Below are 18,409 nucleotides of genomic sequence, written 5' to 3'. Positions count from 1 at the left end.
AATGGCTTCACCCTGGCCGGCGCCGCAAACCTGAACAGGTTACCGCGCCGGTCAATTCTCTTTAAGAGGACCTGAAGTTTAAGTCAGCCTTAGCCCAATGAGAGATGGGCCAGGTGAAGGTGTTGGCCTTCATCCCATTTTCTAACAGGGGGTCCTGATGAAAAAACGAACTAGATTGAAGAGAGCATTATTGCTGCTTCCCCTCTTAATTGCTGCCATTGCAATTATTATCTTTATCCCTTACAAAAAAGCACTTGTAATTCAATACCAAAATACAGGCAAAGTGCTTGCCTATATCCCTTTCACCGAGGAAGAAATTTTTAAAATAAAATATACCCATTCAATCCATCTTTCAGATGTGGTAGAGAGCTATAAACCAACAAAGGATTTGAAGATCCGGCAATACGAGCTTATGTATGAAGATTTTGCGATCGGCATGCCTGACAACGCTTCCGCAGGTGAGGTATTTGAACAAAAGGACGGGAAATACTATATCCGGAATATGAATAGGATATTCCCTCATTTTGATATGCGGACAGGCAAGGTGAGGGCAAATCATAGAATTGTATATAACGGAACCGAGTATCCTATGGCAGGTTTTATCGAGCCGGGAACATGGGTAAGATTTACAATTGATAAAATAAACATTTACCAGCAGTTGGAAGGAGTGAATATCCTTGAGCAATAAAGGAGAAACACTGACTCAGGAACAGCAGCAGGAGCTGCTCGAAAAATATGATCCCGAAGCGGGGACGCGAAAGCTGAAGGGAGTGCTGGGATGGATTGTCTTTTTAGGCTTGCTGTCCTTCTCCCTATTTCAGCTTTACACTGGAATATTCGGTGTATTGACGGCGCAGCTACAGCGTTCCATCCACTTGGGATTTGCACTTGCGCTTATTTTTCTTCTTTTCCCGGCGAGGAAAAAGGACAGGGGAAAAAAGCATAAGGTAGCTTGGTATGATTTAATCCTTGCCATTGCTGCGGTTGCAGTAGGGGCATACTGGCCGCTTATGATTGATGAAATCGTTATGAGGGTCGGCCGTTTGACTGATCTTGATTTTTATATTGGACTTACAGCAATCATCCTTGTCCTTGAGGCAACCAGGAGGGCAGTCGGGCTTCCTATAACCATCATTGCTGCCCTTTTTCTTGCGTATGCCTTATACGGTCCTTATATGCCCGGATTCCTTGCGCACAGAGGCTTGGATCTCCAAAGGCTGGTGCAGACGATGTTCTTTACAACCGAAGGGATATTGGGTACGCCCCTCGGAGTTTCTGCCACCTTCATTTTCCTGTTCCTGCTGTTCGGGTCGTTCCTGGTAAAAACGGGTGTGGGGCAATATTTCAATGATCTGGCTGTCAGCATTGCCGGAAAAAGGACAGGCGGGCCTGCGAAGGTAGCGATCTTCTCCAGTGCACTTCAGGGTACGATCAGCGGGAGCTCAGTTGCCAATGTGGTAACTTCAGGTTCTTTTACAATCCCGATGATGAAAAAGCTTGGATACAAGAAGGAATTTGCCGGAGCGGTTGAGGCAGCAGCTTCTACAGGCGGACAGCTGATGCCGCCAATCATGGGGGCTGCGGCCTTCCTGATGGTCGAATTCATTGGCGGAGGCATCACCTACTGGGATATTGCCAAAGCAGCAGCGATTCCTGCCCTTCTTTATTTCACGGGGATATGGATCATGACCCACTTTGAAGCGAAAAGAATAGGGCTCAGGGGCCTGAAGAAAGAAGAAATGCCAAACCGCAAAGAAGTGCTGAGCAAAATCTATCTGCTGCTGCCTATCCTGGCAGTGGTCGTCCTGCTTATGAGCGGTATGAGTGTAATTAGGGCCGCTCTCTGGTCTATCCTCATTACAATAGCAGTCAGCGCTATCAAAAAAGAAACCAGGATTAATTTTAAAGATGCTATTGACGCGCTCGTTGACGGTGCAAGAACTGCCCTTGGTGTAGCCGCTGCAACCGCAGCTGCCGGCATTATCGTCGGGGTGGTAACCAAGACAGGGCTGGGGCTGAAGCTGGCAAATGGACTGCTTGATCTGGCCGGCGGTGCTTTAATACCGACGCTTATGCTGACCATGGTGGCTGCAATCGTTCTGGGAATGGGTTCACCGACAACTGCGAACTATGTTATCACGTCTACGATTGCGGCACCGGCCATCATTTTGCTTGGCGTGCCTGATTTATCGGCTCACTTGTTTGTTTTTTATTTTGGCATCATTGCCGATATCACACCGCCTGTTGCGCTTGCAGCTTTTGCTGCTGCAGGGGTTTCCGGAGGAGAGCCAATCAAGACAGGCGTCAATTCGGCGAAGCTGGCAATCGCGGCCTTCATCATTCCATATATGTTCGTTCTGTCACCTGAATTACTAATGATAGATACTACTTGGTATTATCTGATTTGGGTGGTCTTTACCGCTTTGGCAGGAATGATGGCAATTGGGGCAGGGGTAATCGGCTACTGGTTCAGAAGATTAATGTGGTTTGAACGCATAATCGGAATTGTCGGCGGATTATGCCTCATTTATCCGGAAGGGTACACAGATATTGTCGGCCTTGCATTATTTGCAGCTCTTATCATCCTTCAGTTCGTTATTAAAAGGGATGATTCACTAAAGCCGCAGACTGCAGGCTGAATTACAAAGGGAGTCCAATCGGGCTCCTTTTTTGAATGATTAAAATTGTGATAATATGGATGTGTAGGAAGATTTTTGAATATTAACATAGCTTGATTGCAAATCGAGTGGGGCGGGGGAGAAATATAGGTGGCCAAAGCAGAAGAGCTAATCCCAATACAAATATTGAAATTAGCTGATTTTACGGTATGTCTGCTCTTTTTCCGGCATGAGCGAAAGAATGTTTTCGAGCTTGAAGATTCTCATTTGCCTTCTTGTGAAGCAATAGGCAAGAACGGTAGTCCCATTTATATCCTTTACTAAAATCTTCCTTTGTGTCAGCTTGTTCTTGGCTGAAAGATAGATTACCTGTATAGCCATATTTTTTTCCATTGATCTGTATAAAATGCCTTTCATTTAGTTTTCCTCCCATTAAGCCATCCTAGGGCTTTCATTTCTTGTATTTTTATTATATGCGAACAGATGTTCTTTTTCAAGTATGAGGCTTAACTTTTTTTCATTTTTTTACATTTTAGAGTCACTTGATATATCGGTGCTTGCTTTAAAGAAAATCGACTAGGGGATTGCTATGAATAAGCATATGATTGAATTAATTGAGGCAGAGAAAAACATAAAAGGGAAGATGATTCTCACTAATATTAATTTAAAGCTGGATGAGGGTGAACGGGCAGCTATAATCGGGCACAATGGCTCTGGGAAAAGCACCTTATTGAAACTGATGGCAGGTTTTTTTGAACCTACTGCCGGAAGCGTAAAAAGGAGGACCAAGAAGATCGGGTTTGTTCCTGAACATTTCCCTGATCAAAATCGGTTCAGGATGAGAGAGTTTCTTTTGTCTGCAGGAAGAATGGGAGGCCGAACGAAGTCAGAGCTTGAGGAAGAGATTGAATATTATGCTGAGTTATTCAATGCAGAAGGGTTTCTGGAAACTCCCTTGAAGAATTGTTCTAAGGGAACGATGCAGAAGGCTGGGATTATCCAGGCCCTTCTGCTGCAGCCGGATGTTCTCCTCCTGGATGAGCCATTGACCGGTCTGGACGAGGAAGCCCAGCAGGCATTCCTCAGGTACCTTCCAGGCCTTAAAGGAAAAATGGCCATTGCTTTTACTGCTCATGAAAACTTCCTTGTCAGAGAGGCGGCGGACAGGGTGATTGAATTGGAAAATGGTTCTGTTGTATCTGATGTTAATAATGTTGCAGAAGCCGTAAAATACATAAAAGCCCTAGTCCCGCATATTTCAATCCTAAAAGAGTTGCCAGCTGTTCAGTATAGCCAATTGGACCATAACCTGTTTATTATTAAAGAAGCAGCTTCGGCATCAGACGTCCTTCTAAAAAGCCTTCTTGATTCTGGCTGTTCAATTGTTGAAGTGATAGAAAGGGGGGGAGCGCTTTGATGGCTTTCCTTCAGTATCAGCTCAGAAGTGTAATCAGATCTTACAGATTCCTGCCTCCGTATACTGTTTACCTGGTCTGGATTTTCGTATTGTACACCTACGAAGGGGCACCCGTCCTTAGCAGCTACGCGGTCTCATCGATTGCTTTATATTTGTGTACAGCCTGGCTGGGCATGCTTTTCTTTTCCTTGGATCAGGAACAGGAAAAGTTTATCCTTATGTCACACCTGGGCAGCAAAAAGAAATACCTTGCTGGCAAGGCGGCTGCTGTGTTTGTCTCCTCCCTGCCGCTCATGATATTTGCTATCTACTTTCCTGTGATCACAGGAAGCTTTAGATTGGAAATGGAGATTTCTTTTTACCTGCTGGCTTTCTATGCCCATATTATGCTGGCGATTCTGGGCCTGCTTGTATCAATGCTTTTCTCTGGTGGACTGAACGCGGATAAAAGGTATGCCTGGCTGGCCGCTGTTCTCATACTTACAGCTTCATTAGCAGCAGAATCAGCTGCAGATGAGTGGAAGGGAGCTTCCTGGTTCCTCTGGCTGCTGCCCCCTGTCATGAGGGCGCTGAGTTATCTAAGCCAGGGGGACATTGCGGCTAAACTGGCACCATTGCTAAAAGACAGTCTGATTATAGTGGCTTACTGTTTGGCAGCAGCTGCTGCGGGGGTTCGTTTATTTTTAAAAAAGGAAGCGTGAATGGACATCGGGTGAGGATTCATATTTAACAAATTGGTTAAGGGGAACTGTCACATGCCTCTTTAGGCAATGGAGACGTTCTCCAAACCGCAAAATAAAAAATATATTAAAACGAAAAAATATCTGAAATAGTATTGACTTTGCCCCGAAAATGAATATAATTAAATATGTAGTTAAGACACGATCTGATAGTTCAGCGGGAGAATACTTCCTTGACAGGGAAGGGGTCGGGGGTTCGAATCCCTCTCAGATCATACTGAAGGATGCGTGGCAGTATAATGCCACGCATCTTTTTTTGATGATATTTAGTATAGAAGCAAAAAAGGGCTGCCGAGATTTATCGGCAGCCCTTTTTGTTTACTGTTTTTTCATGATCTCACTAACAATTTCAAATGACCGCAAGCGGGCTTTGTGATCATAAATTTGGGCGTTGACCATGAATTCATTAGCCTGAGTTTTGTCCAGGAATTCCTGCAGCTTCTTCTGCACCGTTTCTGCATCGCCAATAATGGATGAGCCAAGCTGCTGCTGCAGCAGAGCCTTTTCGTATTCACTCCATAGTTCATCCATGTTGTCGACAGGCGGCTTCAGGGCACCTGGTGTATTGCGGATCAAATTAAGGAACTGCTGCTGCATGCTAGTGGCGAGCCTTTCAGCTTCTTCCTGTGTATCAGCGGCAATCACATTGACCCCTACCATTGCATAAGGCTCAGATAGTTCATCTGATGGCGTAAAATGGCTTCGGTAAAGCTGAAGGGCAGGCAGGGTATTATCAGGAGAGAAGTGGCTGGCAAACGCAAAAGGCAGTCCCAGCTGGGCAGAGAGCCTGGCGCTGAAGCCGCTTGAGCCCAAAAGCCAGATCGGTATATTCAAGCCTTCGCCTGGAATGGCTCTTACTCTTTTCCTTTCAGCCGGCGACTCTGCTTCAAAATACTCCCGGAGTTCTTCAAGCTGTTCAGGGAAATCCTGTCCATCGTTTCCGCGGTCCCTGCGCAATGCATGTGCTGTTAGCTGGTCAGTGCCCGGCGCACGCCCGAGACCAAGGTCGATTCTGCCCGGATAAAGAGATTCCAATGTACCGAACTGCTCTGCTATGACAAGCGGTGCATGGTTCGGAAGCATAATTCCGCCGGAACCAACCCTGATGCTAGAGGTTCCCCCGGCGACATGTCCGATCACAACAGAAGTAGCAGAGCTGGCGATCCCTGCCATATTATGATGCTCTGCAAGCCAATAGCGCGTATAGCCCCATTTTTCGGCATGCTGTGCGAGGTCCAGAGTATTCTTCAATGAAACCGCTGCTGTACTGCCTTCATTGATAGGTGAAAGATCAAGTACAGAATATTTAATATCGCTTAACTTTTTATTCTCAGACATATTGTCACTTCTTTCTTCTGGAATGGCGGCTGCTGCAGTTCATCAGCTCATGTCTATTTTATCAGCAGTAATTAGTCTCTCAAAATATTATGATTTAAACCGGAAAAATCCCGCTGGCCAGGCTTATATCCCATTGGGTATTTGCGGGGAGGACTGCCTGAAAAAGTGATTGGTAAAGGGGATTTCTTGCGGGAGGAAGCTGCAAAGGTTATTCTTAATGAAAATATAATTGTAAAGGATGATGACAGTGAAGCGGGTGCTGCCGCCAGGGCAATTTGAAACTGAAAAATGGCCTGTTCTCCACCAGGGCGATGTTTATGAATTTGATGAAGCTTCTTGGGATTTCAGGCTCTTTGGAGAGGTAGAAGAGGAGGTTTCCCTGTCATATGCTGAAATGATGATGCTGCCAAAAACGGTGTCCAGCATTGATATGCATTGTGTGACTACCTGGTCCAAGTTTGGGACCAGGTTTGAAGGCATCGCTTTAAGGGAACTGCTGCAGCTGGTCAATATCAAGGAAGATGTCAAATATATAAAGATATACGGGTATTATAACGGGGACCGTTTTGGCTACTCTGCAAACCTGCCTCTGGGGGACCTTCTAGGCAATGACGCCCTGTTTGTATACAGATGGAAGGATGAAAACCATGAATGGCAGGAAATATCCCCTAAGCATGGCTACCCGCTGAGATTCATACCTCCAGCCTCTTTCTATTTGTGGAAAGGCTCAAAATGGGTATCCGGCATCCGTTTTATGAAAGACGATGAAGAAGGCTTCTGGGAGGAGCTTGGCTACTCCATGACCGCCGATCCGTTTAAGGAGGAAAGATACAGATGAAGGGACTTTTTGGTCCTTTCTAATAACTATTGAAGCTTGAATAGATAAAAAATTTAGAAAAATCCATAAAAATAATTGTCAAAGCAGTCTCTGTTATATTACAATTTCCATAAGGGCGTGTGCATTATAATGAATATTTATGTTCCCGCATAAATGCCTCATATAATATCCCCGCGCCGCAGGAGGGCAATATGTATCAGGACAGCACAGTGTATATTATTGGAGACAGCAAGACATCCTCCAATAATCCGATCATGCAGAAATACAATGGTTTTTTCATTGCACTCGTCATTGACAGGGACACACATAAGATTGAAGATGCAGAATGCTCTTCAACAATTGGGCTGACTTCCCTGTTTGTTAAGTCATTGTTTGCAGGGAAATCCATGCTGGAGGAAGAAGGCATCCTTTCTGAAATAGAAGCGCGGTATTTTGGTTCTTCCCAGAAAGCGCTGATGGTTGCTTTTAAGAATGCCAGCATAAAGTACAAGCAAATAGCCGGAATAAATTTAAATGTATAGCTGCTTTTTCTGCTGAACCCAGATAAAATCCAGCTGTTAGAGACTCTCTCTGGCAGCTGGATTTTTTTAATAGCCTAAGTTCTATTCATAACGCTATTGAAATATAGTAATTTATCCGCTATAATAGTAAGAAAATTCAAAATATTTGAAAGTGTGGAGAGTCTATGAAAATATATCTATCGGTTGATATGGAAGGCATAACCGGGCTATCTGATTATACCCATGTTGATTCTTCCAGGCATAATTACGAAAGAAGCCGCATCATTATGACAGACGAAGCAAATTTTATAGTTTCAGAAGCTTTTGACCGCGGTGCTACTGAGGTGCTGGTGAATGACAGCCATTCCAAAATGAATAACCTTCTTGTTGAGAGGATGCACCCGGAAACCCAGCTGATCACAGGGGATGTTAAGCCTTTCAGCATGGTCCAGGGCTTGAATTCTGAATTCTCAGGTGCTATATTCGCTGGCTATCATGCACGGGCATCCATGGAAGGTGTAATGTCTCACACCATGATATTCGGTGTCCGGAATATATACATAAATGACACAGCAGTCGGGGAGCTGGGATTCAACGCATATGTGGCAGGCCATTTTGGAGTACCGGTGATCATGGTTGCAGGCGATGACAGGGCGGCCAAAGAAGCCGAAGAGCTTATTCCGAATGTAACGACAGCCGTTGTAAAACAGACCATTTCCCGTTCGGCTGTAAAAACCCTCACACCGGCTAAGGCCGGAATGCTTTTGAAAGAAAAAACCGCCGCTGCTATCGAAAACAGGGAAAAGGTTAAACCGCTTGTCCCGCCGGATGCCCCTCTCCTGAGGATTGAATTTGCAAACTACGGCCAGGCAGAATGGGCAGGGCTTATGCCTGGTACGGAAATAGAAAAAGGAACGACAACTGTCCGGTTCCAGGCAAAAAATATTCTGGAAGCATACCAGGCTATGCTGGTCATGACCGAGCTGGCCATGAGAACGGCATTTTGTTAGGAAGTGGCCGGGATGAATAGTTATATACTCAAAAGACTTTTATCGATGCTTGTTACACTATGGCTGATCATCACGCTTACCTTTTTCCTGATGCACAGCATCCCTGGTTCTCCTTTCAACGAAGAAAGGGCGACGAGCGAAGCTGTCCAGAAGAACCTGGAGGCCTATTATCATCTGGATGAACCGCTTCCTGTCCAATATGCAACTTACCTGAAGTCGCTTATAACGCTGGATTTCGGACCTTCTATCAAAAAGTCGTCACAGACAGTCAATGACATGCTGAGCAGGGGCTTTCCGGTGTCATTTGAACTTGGGATGTGGACATTGCTCCTGGCAGTCTTTTCGGGGATCGTGCTTGGCATCATCGCAGCACTCAGGCATAACGGATTCATTGACTATCTGGCGATGACCATCGCTGTGCTTGGCATATCAGTTCCCAACTTTGTTCTGGCAACGCTGCTGATCCAGCAGGTTGCTGTCAATTGGGACCTGCTTCCCGCAGCTACATGGACCAGCTGGAGGCATATGATTCTCCCGACACTGGCTCTCGCAACCGGCCCGATGGCAATCATTGCAAGGCTGACAAGGGCAAGCATGCTCGAAGTGCTGACCCAGGATTATATCAGGACGGCCAAGGCAAAGGGACTTACCCCGGTAAAAATCGTGTTCAAACATGCACTGAGAAACGCATTGCTTCCTGTTGTCACGGTGCTTGGCACCATGGCGGCTAGCATTTTGACCGGCACCTTTGTCATCGAGAAGATCTTTGCCATACCGGGGATGGGCAAGTATTTTATTGAAAGCATCGGAAACCGGGACTATCCCGTCATCATGGGAACAACCGTTTTTTACAGCGCCGTACTTATCTTCATGCTGTTTCTGGTGGATTTCGCCTATGGCGTACTCGATCCCCGCATTAAGCTGAGTAAAAGGGAGGGACGATAATGGAATTGCGAAAACAGCAGGAGCGCAGCGTTTCCCCGGAAATTCCTGATGAGTGGTTTACGCCCCGTTCGAAAGAAGAGGGGGAAGCTGAGGCAGTAGTGAGGCCAAGCCTTTCCTACTGGCAGGATTCGTGGAGGCGGCTGTCGCGCAACAAGCTGGCAATGGCCGGACTCGTATTTCTCATCTTTCTGCTCTTTATGGCTATTTTTGGACCGGTCATTTCACCCCATTCGGTCGAAAGCTCTAAGCTGACCGAACAGAATCTCCCTCCATCCTCCAGCCACTGGTTCGGCACAGATGAATTGGGGCGGGATGTGTTCACAAGAACCTGGTATGGCGCCAGGGTCTCACTGTTCGTAGCGGTGATTGCGGCCCTGCTGGATTTTATGATCGGAGTCATCTATGGAGGCATTGCCGGCTATAAAGGAGGCAGGGCAGACAACCTGATGATGCGGATCATTGAAGTCCTGTACGGCCTGCCATATCTGCTGGTTGTTATTCTTCTTGCAGTCGTAATGGGCCCTGGCCTGACGACCATCATTGTCGCCTTGTCAGTTACAGGCTGGATTGGAATGGCCCGGATTGTCAGGGGACAGGTCATGCAAATCAAAAATTATGAATTTATACTGGCATCCAAAACCTTTGGAACAAAGACATCGAGGATCATCAGAAAGAATCTCCTGCCTAATACAATGGGCCCGATCATCGTACAGCTCACGCTGACCGTGCCGTCGGCCATATTTGCAGAAGCTTTCCTGAGCTTTCTTGGCCTGGGAATCCAAGCACCGTTTGCCAGCTGGGGAGTAATGGCCAATGACGGGCTGTCTACTATCCTTTCCGGCCATTGGTGGAGGCTGTTCTTTCCTGCCTTTTTCATCTCCATGACGATGTTTGCTTTTAATGTTCTCGGGGACGGCCTGCAGGATGCACTGGATCCAAAGCTGAGGAGGTAGAGCCATGATGGAAAAAGTATTGGAAATCAAAAATTTGCATGTGTCCTTTTCCACCTATGGCGGAGAGGTAAAAGCAGTCCGCGGGGTGGAATTTGATTTATACAAAGGGGAAACCCTGGCTATAGTCGGCGAATCCGGAAGCGGCAAAAGCGTCACTTCCCAGAGCATCATGAAGCTGATACCTTCCCCGCCCGGAAGAATCGCAGAGGGGTCGATCCTGTTCAATGGCCGGGACCTGACCCGGCTGAAAGAGTCAGAGATGCGCAAGATCCGGGGGGCGGACATATCCATGATCTTTCAGGATCCCATGACAGCTCTTAATCCGACCATTACAGTTGGGGAACAGATTATAGAAGGAATCCGGCAGCATCAGTCCGTTTCCAAAGACCAGGCTAAGAAAAAGGCTTTGGAGATGCTTAAACTGGTGGGGATACCCAGTCCTGAGTCAAGGCTCAGGCAATACCCACACCAATTCAGCGGCGGCATGAGGCAGAGAATAGTCATTGCGATGGCCCTTGTCTGCGAGCCGGAAATATTGATTGCGGATGAGCCGACGACCGCCCTGGATGTAACCATTCAGGCACAGATACTTGATTTGTTCAAGGAAATCCAGCAAAAGACAGGTGTATCCATTATATTGATCACCCATGACCTTGGCGTGGTTGCGCAGGTAGCTGACCGTGTCGCAGTTATGTATGCCGGGAAGATCGTTGAGGCAGGCACAAGAAGGGAGATTTTCTATAGTCCTCAGCATCCTTATACAGTAGGGCTGCTGAACTCGGTGCCGCGCCTTGATTCTGAAGAAGGGGAGCTTGTGCCGATACCTGGATCCCCCCCTGATTTGTTCGCACCGCCGCAGGGCTGTCCTTTTGCAGCAAGATGTGATTATGCAATGGAAGTTTGTGAAAAAGTCTATCCGTTTGAAAGCCGTTTAAGCAGTGAGCATCATGTGGACTGCTGGCTGCAGGATGAGCGCGCTAAAAAAATGCTGGTCCGTGTAAGATAGCACCGCCGGCGTTCCGGCTTGCCCGGAACGCCGGCGGAATTATCCAGATGCAGGTTTTCAAGAAACTGCATTGATAGATGAAAATAGAATGAGGGGGAGAAAAATGAAAAAATTTTTCATGTTGTTTCTGGCAATGTCGCTTGTATTCGTCATGGCAGCCTGTACAGCCAATTCGGATACAGGAAGCGAACCTTCAGATGAGGGCAAAGATAGTGGGGATAGCGGAAGTGAAAAGGTGCTTTACTTAAATAATGGTGTAGAACCAACATCCTTTGACCCTCCAATCGGTTTTGATGCCGTTTCCTGGAACTCGCTTAATAATATCATGGAAGGCCTGACAAGGCTCGGCAAGGAGCATGAAGCAGAACCTGCCGCGGCAGAGAAGTGGGATGTTTCTGAAGATGGCAAGACATACACATTCCATATACGTGATAATGCAAAATGGTCTAACGGGGATGATGTCACAGCAGGGGATTTTGTTTTTGCCTGGAAACGCCTGCTTGATCCGAATACAGGTTCGCCGGCAGCTTTCCTCGGCTATTTCATTGAAGGCGGCGAAGCCTTTAATACTGGTGAAGGATCGGCTGATGAAGTGAACGTAAAAGCTGTCGATGATAAAACATTCGAAGTGACTTTGACTAGCCCGCAGGCTTACTTTTTAAACATCATCGCCAATCCGGCATTTTTCCCGGTCAACGAAAAAACAGCGACTGAAAATCCGGAATGGTTTGCAGAAGCTGACACCTTTGTAGGAAATGGCCCGTTCAAGCTGACAGAATGGGAGCATGACACAAATATGGTCATGGAGAAAAATGAAGAGTATTGGGATGCGGAAAATGTCAAACTGGATAAAGTGCACTGGGCGATGGTGAATGACACGAATACCGAATACCAGATGTATCAAAAAGGGGAGCTGGACACTTCAGATGTACCGGCAGACCTTAGCGAGCAGCTCTTTGAAGAAGGCAAGGTCCAGGTTGAAGATCAGGCCGGCCAATATTTCTACCGCTTTAATGTGAATAAGGAGCCATTCCAGAATGTGAACATCAGAAAAGCTTTTGCAATGGCGGTGGATCAGGAGCAAATCGTTGAATTTGTAACCAAGAATCAGGAGCAGCCTGCTTATGGATTTGTTCCTCCAGGCTTTAAGGATCCGTCCGGGAATGATTTCCGCGAAGTGAACGGGGACCTGGTCAAAACTGATGCCGCACAGGCAAAAGAGCTGCTGAAGAAGGGAATGGAAGAGGAAGGCTACAGCGAGCTTCCTGAAGTGACTCTGACATACAGCACGAATGATGTGCATAAAAAAATTGCAGAAGCCCTTCAGCAGATGCTTAAAGAAAATCTTGGGGTCGATGTAAAGCTTGCAAATATGGAAGCAAACGTGTTCGCGACTGAACAGAAGGCGCTGAACCTGCAGCTTTCCAGAAGCTCTTTCCTGGCTGATTATGCTGACCCGATCAACTTCCTTGAGAACTTCCAGACCGGCCACTCGATGAACCGGACCGGCTGGAGCAATGCCGATTTCGATAAGCTGATTCAATCCGCAAAAAATGAAGCTGATGAAGCGAAACGCTATGACATGATGTACGAAGCAGAAAAAATCCTTTATAATGAGTCGCCTATTTTCTCACTGCATTTCTATAACCAGGTATATCTCCAAAATGAAGCTGTATCAGGTATCGTCCGCCACCCAGTCGGATATCTGGAATTAAAATGGGCTGACAAAGAATAGCATTGAAAAGGGGTGTTCTGCTGAACATCCCTTTTTAACTGGCAAACGGCAGCGCATATGGAAAGGGGCATATGATATGAAAATAAAGCCGGGACATTTGAAAAAAGGGGATGCTGTCGGTGTAGTTTCACCGGCCAGCCCGCCTGACCTCAAAAGCCTTGATAGGGGCATTAATTTTCTTAAAGAGCTGGGATTGGAAGTCAGAGAAGGGAAATCTGTCAGGAAACTAAATGGCTACCTGGCTGGCACAGACAAAGAGAGGCTCGAGGATCTGCATGATATGTTCGAAGACAAAGAGATTAAAGCGGTCTTTTGTGCAGGCGGGGGATACGGAACTGCCAGAATTGCAGGTGACCTGGATTATGGCCTTATTAAGGCAAATCCCAAAATATTCTGGGGCTACAGTGATATCACCTTCCTTCACACGAGCGTAAGGCAGAAAACCGGGCTTATTACCTTTCACGGTCCGATGCTTGCTTCCGATATCGGGAAGGAGGACGTCCACCCATTGTCCAAACAATATTTCAGCCAGCTTTTCAAGCCTGCAGATTCCTTATACACTGAAGAGATTTCACCTTTGACAGCAGTAGTGGAAGGAAGAGCAGAAGGTCCCCTGACTGGAGGCAATCTATGCTTGATCGCAAGTACGCTTGGAACTTCTTTTGAGATTGATATGAAAGGGAAGCTGCTGCTGATCGAGGATATCAATGAAGAACCGCGCTCAGTCGACCGGATGCTGAATCAGCTGCTGATGGCAGGCAAATTATCTGAAGCAGCAGGCATTGTCGTGGGGGACTTTAACAAATGTGAACCGCAGCGCGAGCTCAGCTTATCTCTTGATGAAGTTATTGATTACTATCTGATTAAAGCGGGCAGGCCGGCCATGAAAGGATTTAAGATCGGACATTGCTCGCCTCACTTCTCTGTTCCGCTCGGAGCGGATGCGGTGCTGGATACAGCGGAAAAACAATTGTATGTCGAAAGCGGCGTACGCTAAAGAGGTGCAAGGATGAATATTGAGCGAATTGAGACCTTCAGGGTTGCCATCCCATTGATCAAGCCGTTTAAGACTGCCTTAAGGACTGTGACTACAGCGGAATCTGTGGTCATTAAAATCACATGCGACAACGGCATTGAAGGCTGGGGAGAAGCTCCTCCTACAGTCGTCATCACCGGGGACAGCCTCATGAGCATCGAATCGGCCATCCACCATGTGTTCAAGCCATATCTTGTCGGTAAAAGCCTTCTGAACTATGAAACTATTTTCCAGGCAATAAAGACATTGATGGTCGGGAATTCAAGTGCAAAAGCTGCGGTGGATATGGCTCTATATGACTGCCTTTCCAAGCATTGCAGGCTGCCGCTGTATCAATTCCTTGGCGGCGCGAAAAATGAAATCGAGACTGACTATACAGTGAGTGTGAATAATCCCGAAGAAATGGGCGATGATGCTGCTTCCTATATAGATCAGGGATTCAATGTACTGAAGGTTAAGGTCGGAAAAGATGATATCATGACAGACATCAGCCGAATAAAGGAAATCAGAAGGCGTGTCGGCAACAAGGTGAAAATCAGGCTTGATGCGAATCAGGGATGGCAGGCAAAGGATGCAGTCAGGGCCATCAGGAAAATGGAAGACAGCCTACTCGACATTGAGCTGGTCGAACAGCCGGTTCCCGCAGACGATATCGAAGGGCTTAAACAAGTGACCGATTCCGTTGAAACTCTCATCATGGCAGATGAAAGTGTGTTCAGCCCGAAGCAGGCGCTCCAGGTGCTATGTACGAGGAGTGCGGATCTGATCAATATCAAATTAATGAAGGCAGGGGGGATTTTCCAGGCCCAGGCAATCAACCAGCTGGCTGAAACCTGCGGTGTCGAATGCATGGTGGGAAGCATGATTGAAACAAAAATAGGCATCAGTGCCGCTGCCCATTTTGCTGCAAGCAAAAAAAATATCACCCGCTTTGATTTTGATGCCCCCCTTATGCTGGCCAAAGATATGGTAGAAGGCGGCATCAGCTACAGCGGAAGGAAAATCACTTTCCCTGATGCGGCAGGGCTTGGCATCAGGCAAGTGTATTCAGAAGGAGGAATTTCAAGTGGGAATTCAGCATAAATGGCTGGTAAATGTACCGGTGGCGACAGTTTGGACCTCACCTGAATCTGCCAGGGAAATAGATGGAAAAGCAATTTCCAGCTGGCCGGATATAGAGGGATGGCTGGCTGGCCTGACATATGAAACTAGCCTCGCGCTTTGCAATGAAAACAGAATCCAGACCCAGGCACTGTTTGGCCAGGAGGTTATCCTGCTGGAAGAAGAGGGACCTTGGGCGAGCGTCATAATCCTTAGCCAGCCTTCAGGAAAAAATGAAAGAGGCTATCCTGGCTGGATGCCAAAAAGCCAGCTGATGAAGCTGAATGAATGGAATATCAAAAAAGGCCCTGTTGCATCTATCAGTTCGAAAAAAGCTGTTTTGTATTCAGAGGAAGAGAAGCCTTTAATGGAACTTAGCTTTGAAACTGTCCTTCCTGCTGTTGAAAAATCTGATGAGTGGCTTAAAGTTAGAATCCCTGAAGGGTACGGACTTCTTCGGCAGGAGGATGTTATCCTTCATCCTTCTTTGGAAGCAAGGAGGAAGGGGAATGGAGCGGGAATCGTTTCCGAAGGTGAGCGCTTCCTTGGCTTGCCTTACCTTTGGGGAGGGATGAGCAGCTGGGGTTATGACTGCTCTGGATTCAGCTATAATATGTGCAGGGCAAACGGCTATATCATCCCAAGGGATGCCCATGATCAGGCACAAAGTGGCAAGAAAGTGGACCTTGCTGAGATCCAGCCGGGCGACCTGCTGTTTTTTGCTTACCAGGAAGGCAGGGGCAGCATCCATCATGTGGGAATCTTCTATGGAAACGGAAAATTGCTCCATTCGCCGAATACAGGCAAAACGATCGAAATTATCCCGCTTAAAGACACCATCTATGAAAAGGAACTATGCGCAGCACGCCGTTATTGGCAGGAGGGGGAAGATTGACGATGCCGGACAGCATACTTGAGGTAAAGAATCTCAAAAAACATTTTACGCTTGGAAAAGGAGAGGTGTTAAAAGCAGTTGACGGCATTTCCTTTGATATAAAAAAGGGAGAAACCCTCGGAATTGTCGGTGAATCAGGATGCGGAAAATCGACTGCCGGCAGGACGATTATCGGGCTTTACGATAGTACAGATGGAGAAGTCATCTTCAATGGGAAAAATGTCCACAGCATGACAAACAGGGAGCGCTTCTCTTTCCACAAGCAGATGCAGATGATTTTCCAGGATCCCTATGCTTCACTCAATCCCAGATCAACAGTAAGTGAAATCATTGCCGAGCCGATGGAAGTCCATGGCTTATTCCGGAATAAACAGGAGCGGATGGAAAAAATCTATCAGCTTCTGGAGGATGTCGGACTTAATAGAGAGCATGCCGGGCGGTATCCGCATGAATTCAGCGGGGGACAGAGACAGAGGATCGGCATTGCGAGGGCCCTCGCCCTGGAGCCTGAATTCATTATAGCGGATGAACCGATATCAGCACTGGACGTTTCGGTCCAGGCCCAGGTGGTGAACCTGCTCAAAAAGCTTCAGAAGGAAAAAGGGCTGACATACTTATTCATCGCCCATGACCTGTCAATGGTCAAGCAGATAAGCGACCGGATCGGCGTCATGTACCTGGGGCATATGATGGAGCTCACAACCAGTAAGGAATTGTACCGTAATCCGCTTCATCCATATACACGGGCTTTGCTTTCAGCCATTCCGATCCCTGATCCGGATGTTGAGGATCAAAGGGAAAGAATCATCCTCCAAGGCGAGCTGCCAAGCCCGATCGACCCTCCAAGCGGCTGTGTGTTCCGGACCAGATGCCCTCACAGCATGGATATTTGTGCAGAAAAGACGCCTGTCTGGCAGGAAGCGGAGAAATCAAGGTTTGTTGCCTGCCATTTATACGATCCCAATCTGACCGGAAATCATAACAGCTCCCAGGCAGCAGCATCTAAATGACCGGGCTGCTCTCTGAAAATATCAATCAACTTGAAAAGAGGCTGGCTGATATCCTCAGACAATGTCCGGGTAATGCCAGTCTGGCAGTAGAGTACGGTGAGAGGGCAATCCATATGAACAGCGGGCGGAAATATCCTGCAGCCAGCCTCATCAAAATCCCGATCATGATGGAAGCTTTCTTTCAGGCAGAGGAGGGCGTCCTGGATCTCAATGAGCAGGTGCGTATTGGCGGGATTGAAAAGGCCGGAGGGGCCGGTATCATTCAATCTCTTTCAGTAACAGCTTCCCTAAGCATTCTGGACTGTATAACCTTGATGATTATAGTCTCAGACAATACAGCTGCCAATCTGCTGATAAAATTGCTGGGCAAGAAAAATATTAATGATAGAATGCATGGACTGGGTCTTCAAACAACTGTACTGGGCAGAAAAATGATGGACTTTGAAGCCGCAGCAAAAGGTATTGACAATTTTACCACTGCCGCGGATATGGTTAAATGCCTGAGAGCAATAAAAGATGGTGAATTATTTTCCGAAAAGAACCGCAGCAAGATGCTAGATATAATGGAAGCGCAGCAATTCAGAGAAAAGCTGCCGGCCCTTGCATGCAAGGAGCTGAAGATTGCCAATAAAACCGGGGAGCTGCCTGGAATAGAGCATGATTGCGCCATCTTTGCTTCAGGCCGGGATGTTTTATATGCTGCCGTCCTGATCGAAGGTCTCTCAAGCCCGGAAGAAGGAAACCATGCAATCAGGCTGATTGGGAGCCGGTTATCTGAGTTTCTTTGCCTTCCGGAAACAGAAATGAGGTGAATTTATGAAAGAGTTTAAGAATTATAATGAGTTCTGGCCTTTTTACCTTTCGCAGCACAGCAAAAAATCCACTAGGACATGGCATTTCATCGGCACTACTTTTGTATATATCTGTATTGCTCTTGCCATCATTTATTTAAATGTCTGGTTTATCATTCTGGCGCCGGTCATTGCTTATGGGTTTGCCTGGTTCTCCCATTTCTTTATTGAAGGAAATAAGCCGGCAACTTTTGGACATCCACTCTGGTCGCTTCGGGCTGACTTCCAAATGTATTTCTATATTTTAACTGGAAGTCTTTCAAGGGAAATCGACAATCTGCCTGAACAATATTCAGCAGAAAAATAGACTGTCAGAAAAGCATCCTCAGCCGCTGGGATGCTTCTTTCATTCTCAGTACTCCGCATACTGTTTTTTGACACTATAAGGGGAGGGATAGTAATATAATCATAGGTAT

At 46.8% G+C, this 18,409-nt stretch carries 19 protein-coding genes and 1 tRNA gene; 18 read left to right on the top strand and 2 right to left on the bottom strand.

Annotated features, from left to right (window positions below):
* The first annotated feature begins 157 nt into the window (after positions 1-157).
* Both CYJ37_RS17380 and CYJ37_RS17375 read left to right on the top strand, forming a co-directional pair.
* The gene (locus CYJ37_RS17380) at positions 158-688 is read left to right on the top strand and encodes a DUF1850 domain-containing protein (RefSeq protein ID WP_101550829.1); all 531 of its coding nucleotides are present in this window, start codon (positions 158-160) and stop codon (positions 686-688) included.
* Positions 678-2,639, top strand: coding sequence for a TRAP transporter permease (locus CYJ37_RS17375; protein WP_101550827.1), 1,962 nt, complete (start codon positions 678-680; stop codon positions 2,637-2,639). Before CYJ37_RS17380 ends, CYJ37_RS17375 begins: the two co-directional genes overlap by 11 nt.
* Before the next feature lie 171 nt (positions 2,640-2,810).
* Here CYJ37_RS17375 and CYJ37_RS17370 read toward each other — a convergent pair whose 3' ends face one another.
* On the bottom strand, positions 2,811-3,035 hold the full coding sequence (locus CYJ37_RS17370; RefSeq protein WP_009794159.1) for a hypothetical protein: 225 nt from the start codon (positions 3,033-3,035) through the stop codon (positions 2,811-2,813).
* Between the two features lie 172 nt (positions 3,036-3,207).
* Between CYJ37_RS17370 and CYJ37_RS17365 the strand changes: the two genes are divergently transcribed.
* From CYJ37_RS17365 to CYJ37_RS17355, 3 genes are all read left to right on the top strand, one after another.
* Positions 3,208-4,035, top strand: a complete 828-nt coding sequence (locus CYJ37_RS17365) for an ATP-binding cassette domain-containing protein (RefSeq protein WP_009794160.1) — start codon at positions 3,208-3,210, stop codon at positions 4,033-4,035.
* Positions 4,032-4,736 (top strand): hypothetical protein, encoded by a 705-nt coding sequence (locus CYJ37_RS17360; RefSeq protein ID WP_022543620.1) that lies wholly within the window; start codon positions 4,032-4,034, stop codon positions 4,734-4,736. Before CYJ37_RS17365 ends, CYJ37_RS17360 begins: the two co-directional genes overlap by 4 nt.
* Positions 4,737-4,918: 182 nt before the next feature.
* Positions 4,919-4,990 (top strand) — tRNA-Val (locus CYJ37_RS17355).
* 103 nt (positions 4,991-5,093) lie between these two features.
* Here CYJ37_RS17355 and CYJ37_RS17350 read toward each other — a convergent pair.
* Entirely contained in the window at positions 5,094-6,113 is a 1,020-nt protein-coding gene (locus tag CYJ37_RS17350) for an LLM class flavin-dependent oxidoreductase (protein ID WP_009794162.1), read from the bottom strand.
* Between the two features lie 247 nt (positions 6,114-6,360).
* On the opposite strand from CYJ37_RS17350, the gene CYJ37_RS17345 reads away from it, so the two are divergent.
* The 13 genes from CYJ37_RS17345 (at position 6,361) to CYJ37_RS17285 (ending at position 18,300) form a co-directional block, all read left to right on the top strand.
* Entirely contained in the window at positions 6,361-6,951 is a 591-nt protein-coding gene (locus CYJ37_RS17345) for a molybdopterin-dependent oxidoreductase (protein WP_022543621.1), read from the top strand.
* Positions 6,952-7,142: 191 nt separating this feature from the next.
* Positions 7,143-7,472, top strand: a complete 330-nt coding sequence (locus tag CYJ37_RS17340; RefSeq protein WP_022543622.1) for a DUF3870 domain-containing protein — start codon at positions 7,143-7,145, stop codon at positions 7,470-7,472.
* A 164-nt stretch (positions 7,473-7,636) separates the two neighbouring features.
* Positions 7,637-8,461, top strand: a complete 825-nt coding sequence (locus tag CYJ37_RS17335; protein WP_009794166.1) for a M55 family metallopeptidase — start codon at positions 7,637-7,639, stop codon at positions 8,459-8,461.
* 12 nt (positions 8,462-8,473) lie between these two features.
* Positions 8,474-9,406: an ABC transporter permease gene (locus tag CYJ37_RS17330; protein WP_022543623.1), complete on the top strand. Its 933-nt coding sequence runs from the start codon at positions 8,474-8,476 to the stop codon at positions 9,404-9,406.
* Positions 9,406-10,359 (top strand): ABC transporter permease, encoded by a 954-nt coding sequence (locus CYJ37_RS17325; protein ID WP_101550825.1) that lies wholly within the window; start codon positions 9,406-9,408, stop codon positions 10,357-10,359. The genes CYJ37_RS17330 and CYJ37_RS17325 overlap by 1 nt, the downstream gene beginning before the upstream one ends.
* A 7-nt stretch (positions 10,360-10,366) precedes the next feature.
* Positions 10,367-11,365, top strand: a complete 999-nt coding sequence (locus CYJ37_RS17320; protein WP_035402756.1) for an ABC transporter ATP-binding protein — start codon at positions 10,367-10,369, stop codon at positions 11,363-11,365.
* 103 nt (positions 11,366-11,468) lie between these two features.
* Positions 11,469-13,100: a peptide ABC transporter substrate-binding protein gene (locus tag CYJ37_RS17315; RefSeq protein WP_094768206.1), complete on the top strand. Its 1,632-nt coding sequence runs from the start codon at positions 11,469-11,471 to the stop codon at positions 13,098-13,100.
* Positions 13,101-13,176: 76 nt separating this feature from the next.
* A complete protein-coding gene (locus CYJ37_RS17310) occupies positions 13,177-14,097 on the top strand; it encodes a S66 peptidase family protein (RefSeq protein ID WP_009794171.1) in 921 nt (306 codons plus the stop codon).
* A gap of 12 nt (positions 14,098-14,109) precedes the next feature.
* Positions 14,110-15,219: a mandelate racemase/muconate lactonizing enzyme family protein gene (locus CYJ37_RS17305; RefSeq protein WP_009794172.1), complete on the top strand. Its 1,110-nt coding sequence runs from the start codon at positions 14,110-14,112 to the stop codon at positions 15,217-15,219.
* Positions 15,203-16,132 carry a C40 family peptidase gene (locus tag CYJ37_RS17300; RefSeq protein WP_101550823.1) on the top strand — a complete coding sequence of 310 codons (930 nt, stop codon included), beginning with the start codon at positions 15,203-15,205 and terminating at the stop codon, positions 16,130-16,132. The genes CYJ37_RS17305 and CYJ37_RS17300 overlap by 17 nt, the downstream gene beginning before the upstream one ends.
* Before the next feature lie 2 nt (positions 16,133-16,134).
* Positions 16,135-17,142: an ABC transporter ATP-binding protein gene (locus CYJ37_RS17295; RefSeq protein ID WP_101551143.1), complete on the top strand. Its 1,008-nt coding sequence runs from the start codon at positions 16,135-16,137 to the stop codon at positions 17,140-17,142.
* A complete protein-coding gene (locus tag CYJ37_RS17290; RefSeq protein ID WP_101550821.1) occupies positions 17,139-17,954 on the top strand; it encodes a serine hydrolase in 816 nt (271 codons plus the stop codon). The genes CYJ37_RS17295 and CYJ37_RS17290 overlap by 4 nt, the downstream gene beginning before the upstream one ends.
* A 4-nt stretch (positions 17,955-17,958) precedes the next feature.
* A complete protein-coding gene (locus CYJ37_RS17285) occupies positions 17,959-18,300 on the top strand; it encodes a DUF962 domain-containing protein (RefSeq protein WP_101550819.1) in 342 nt (113 codons plus the stop codon).
* Positions 18,301-18,409: the final 109 nt, after the last annotated feature.

Source organism: Bacillus sp. UMB0728 (assembly GCF_002858875.1).
Lineage (GTDB): Bacteria > Bacillota > Bacilli > Bacillales > Cytobacillaceae > Bacillus_AB > Bacillus_AB infantis.
This window is presented reverse-complemented; position numbering and strand designations above follow the sequence as displayed.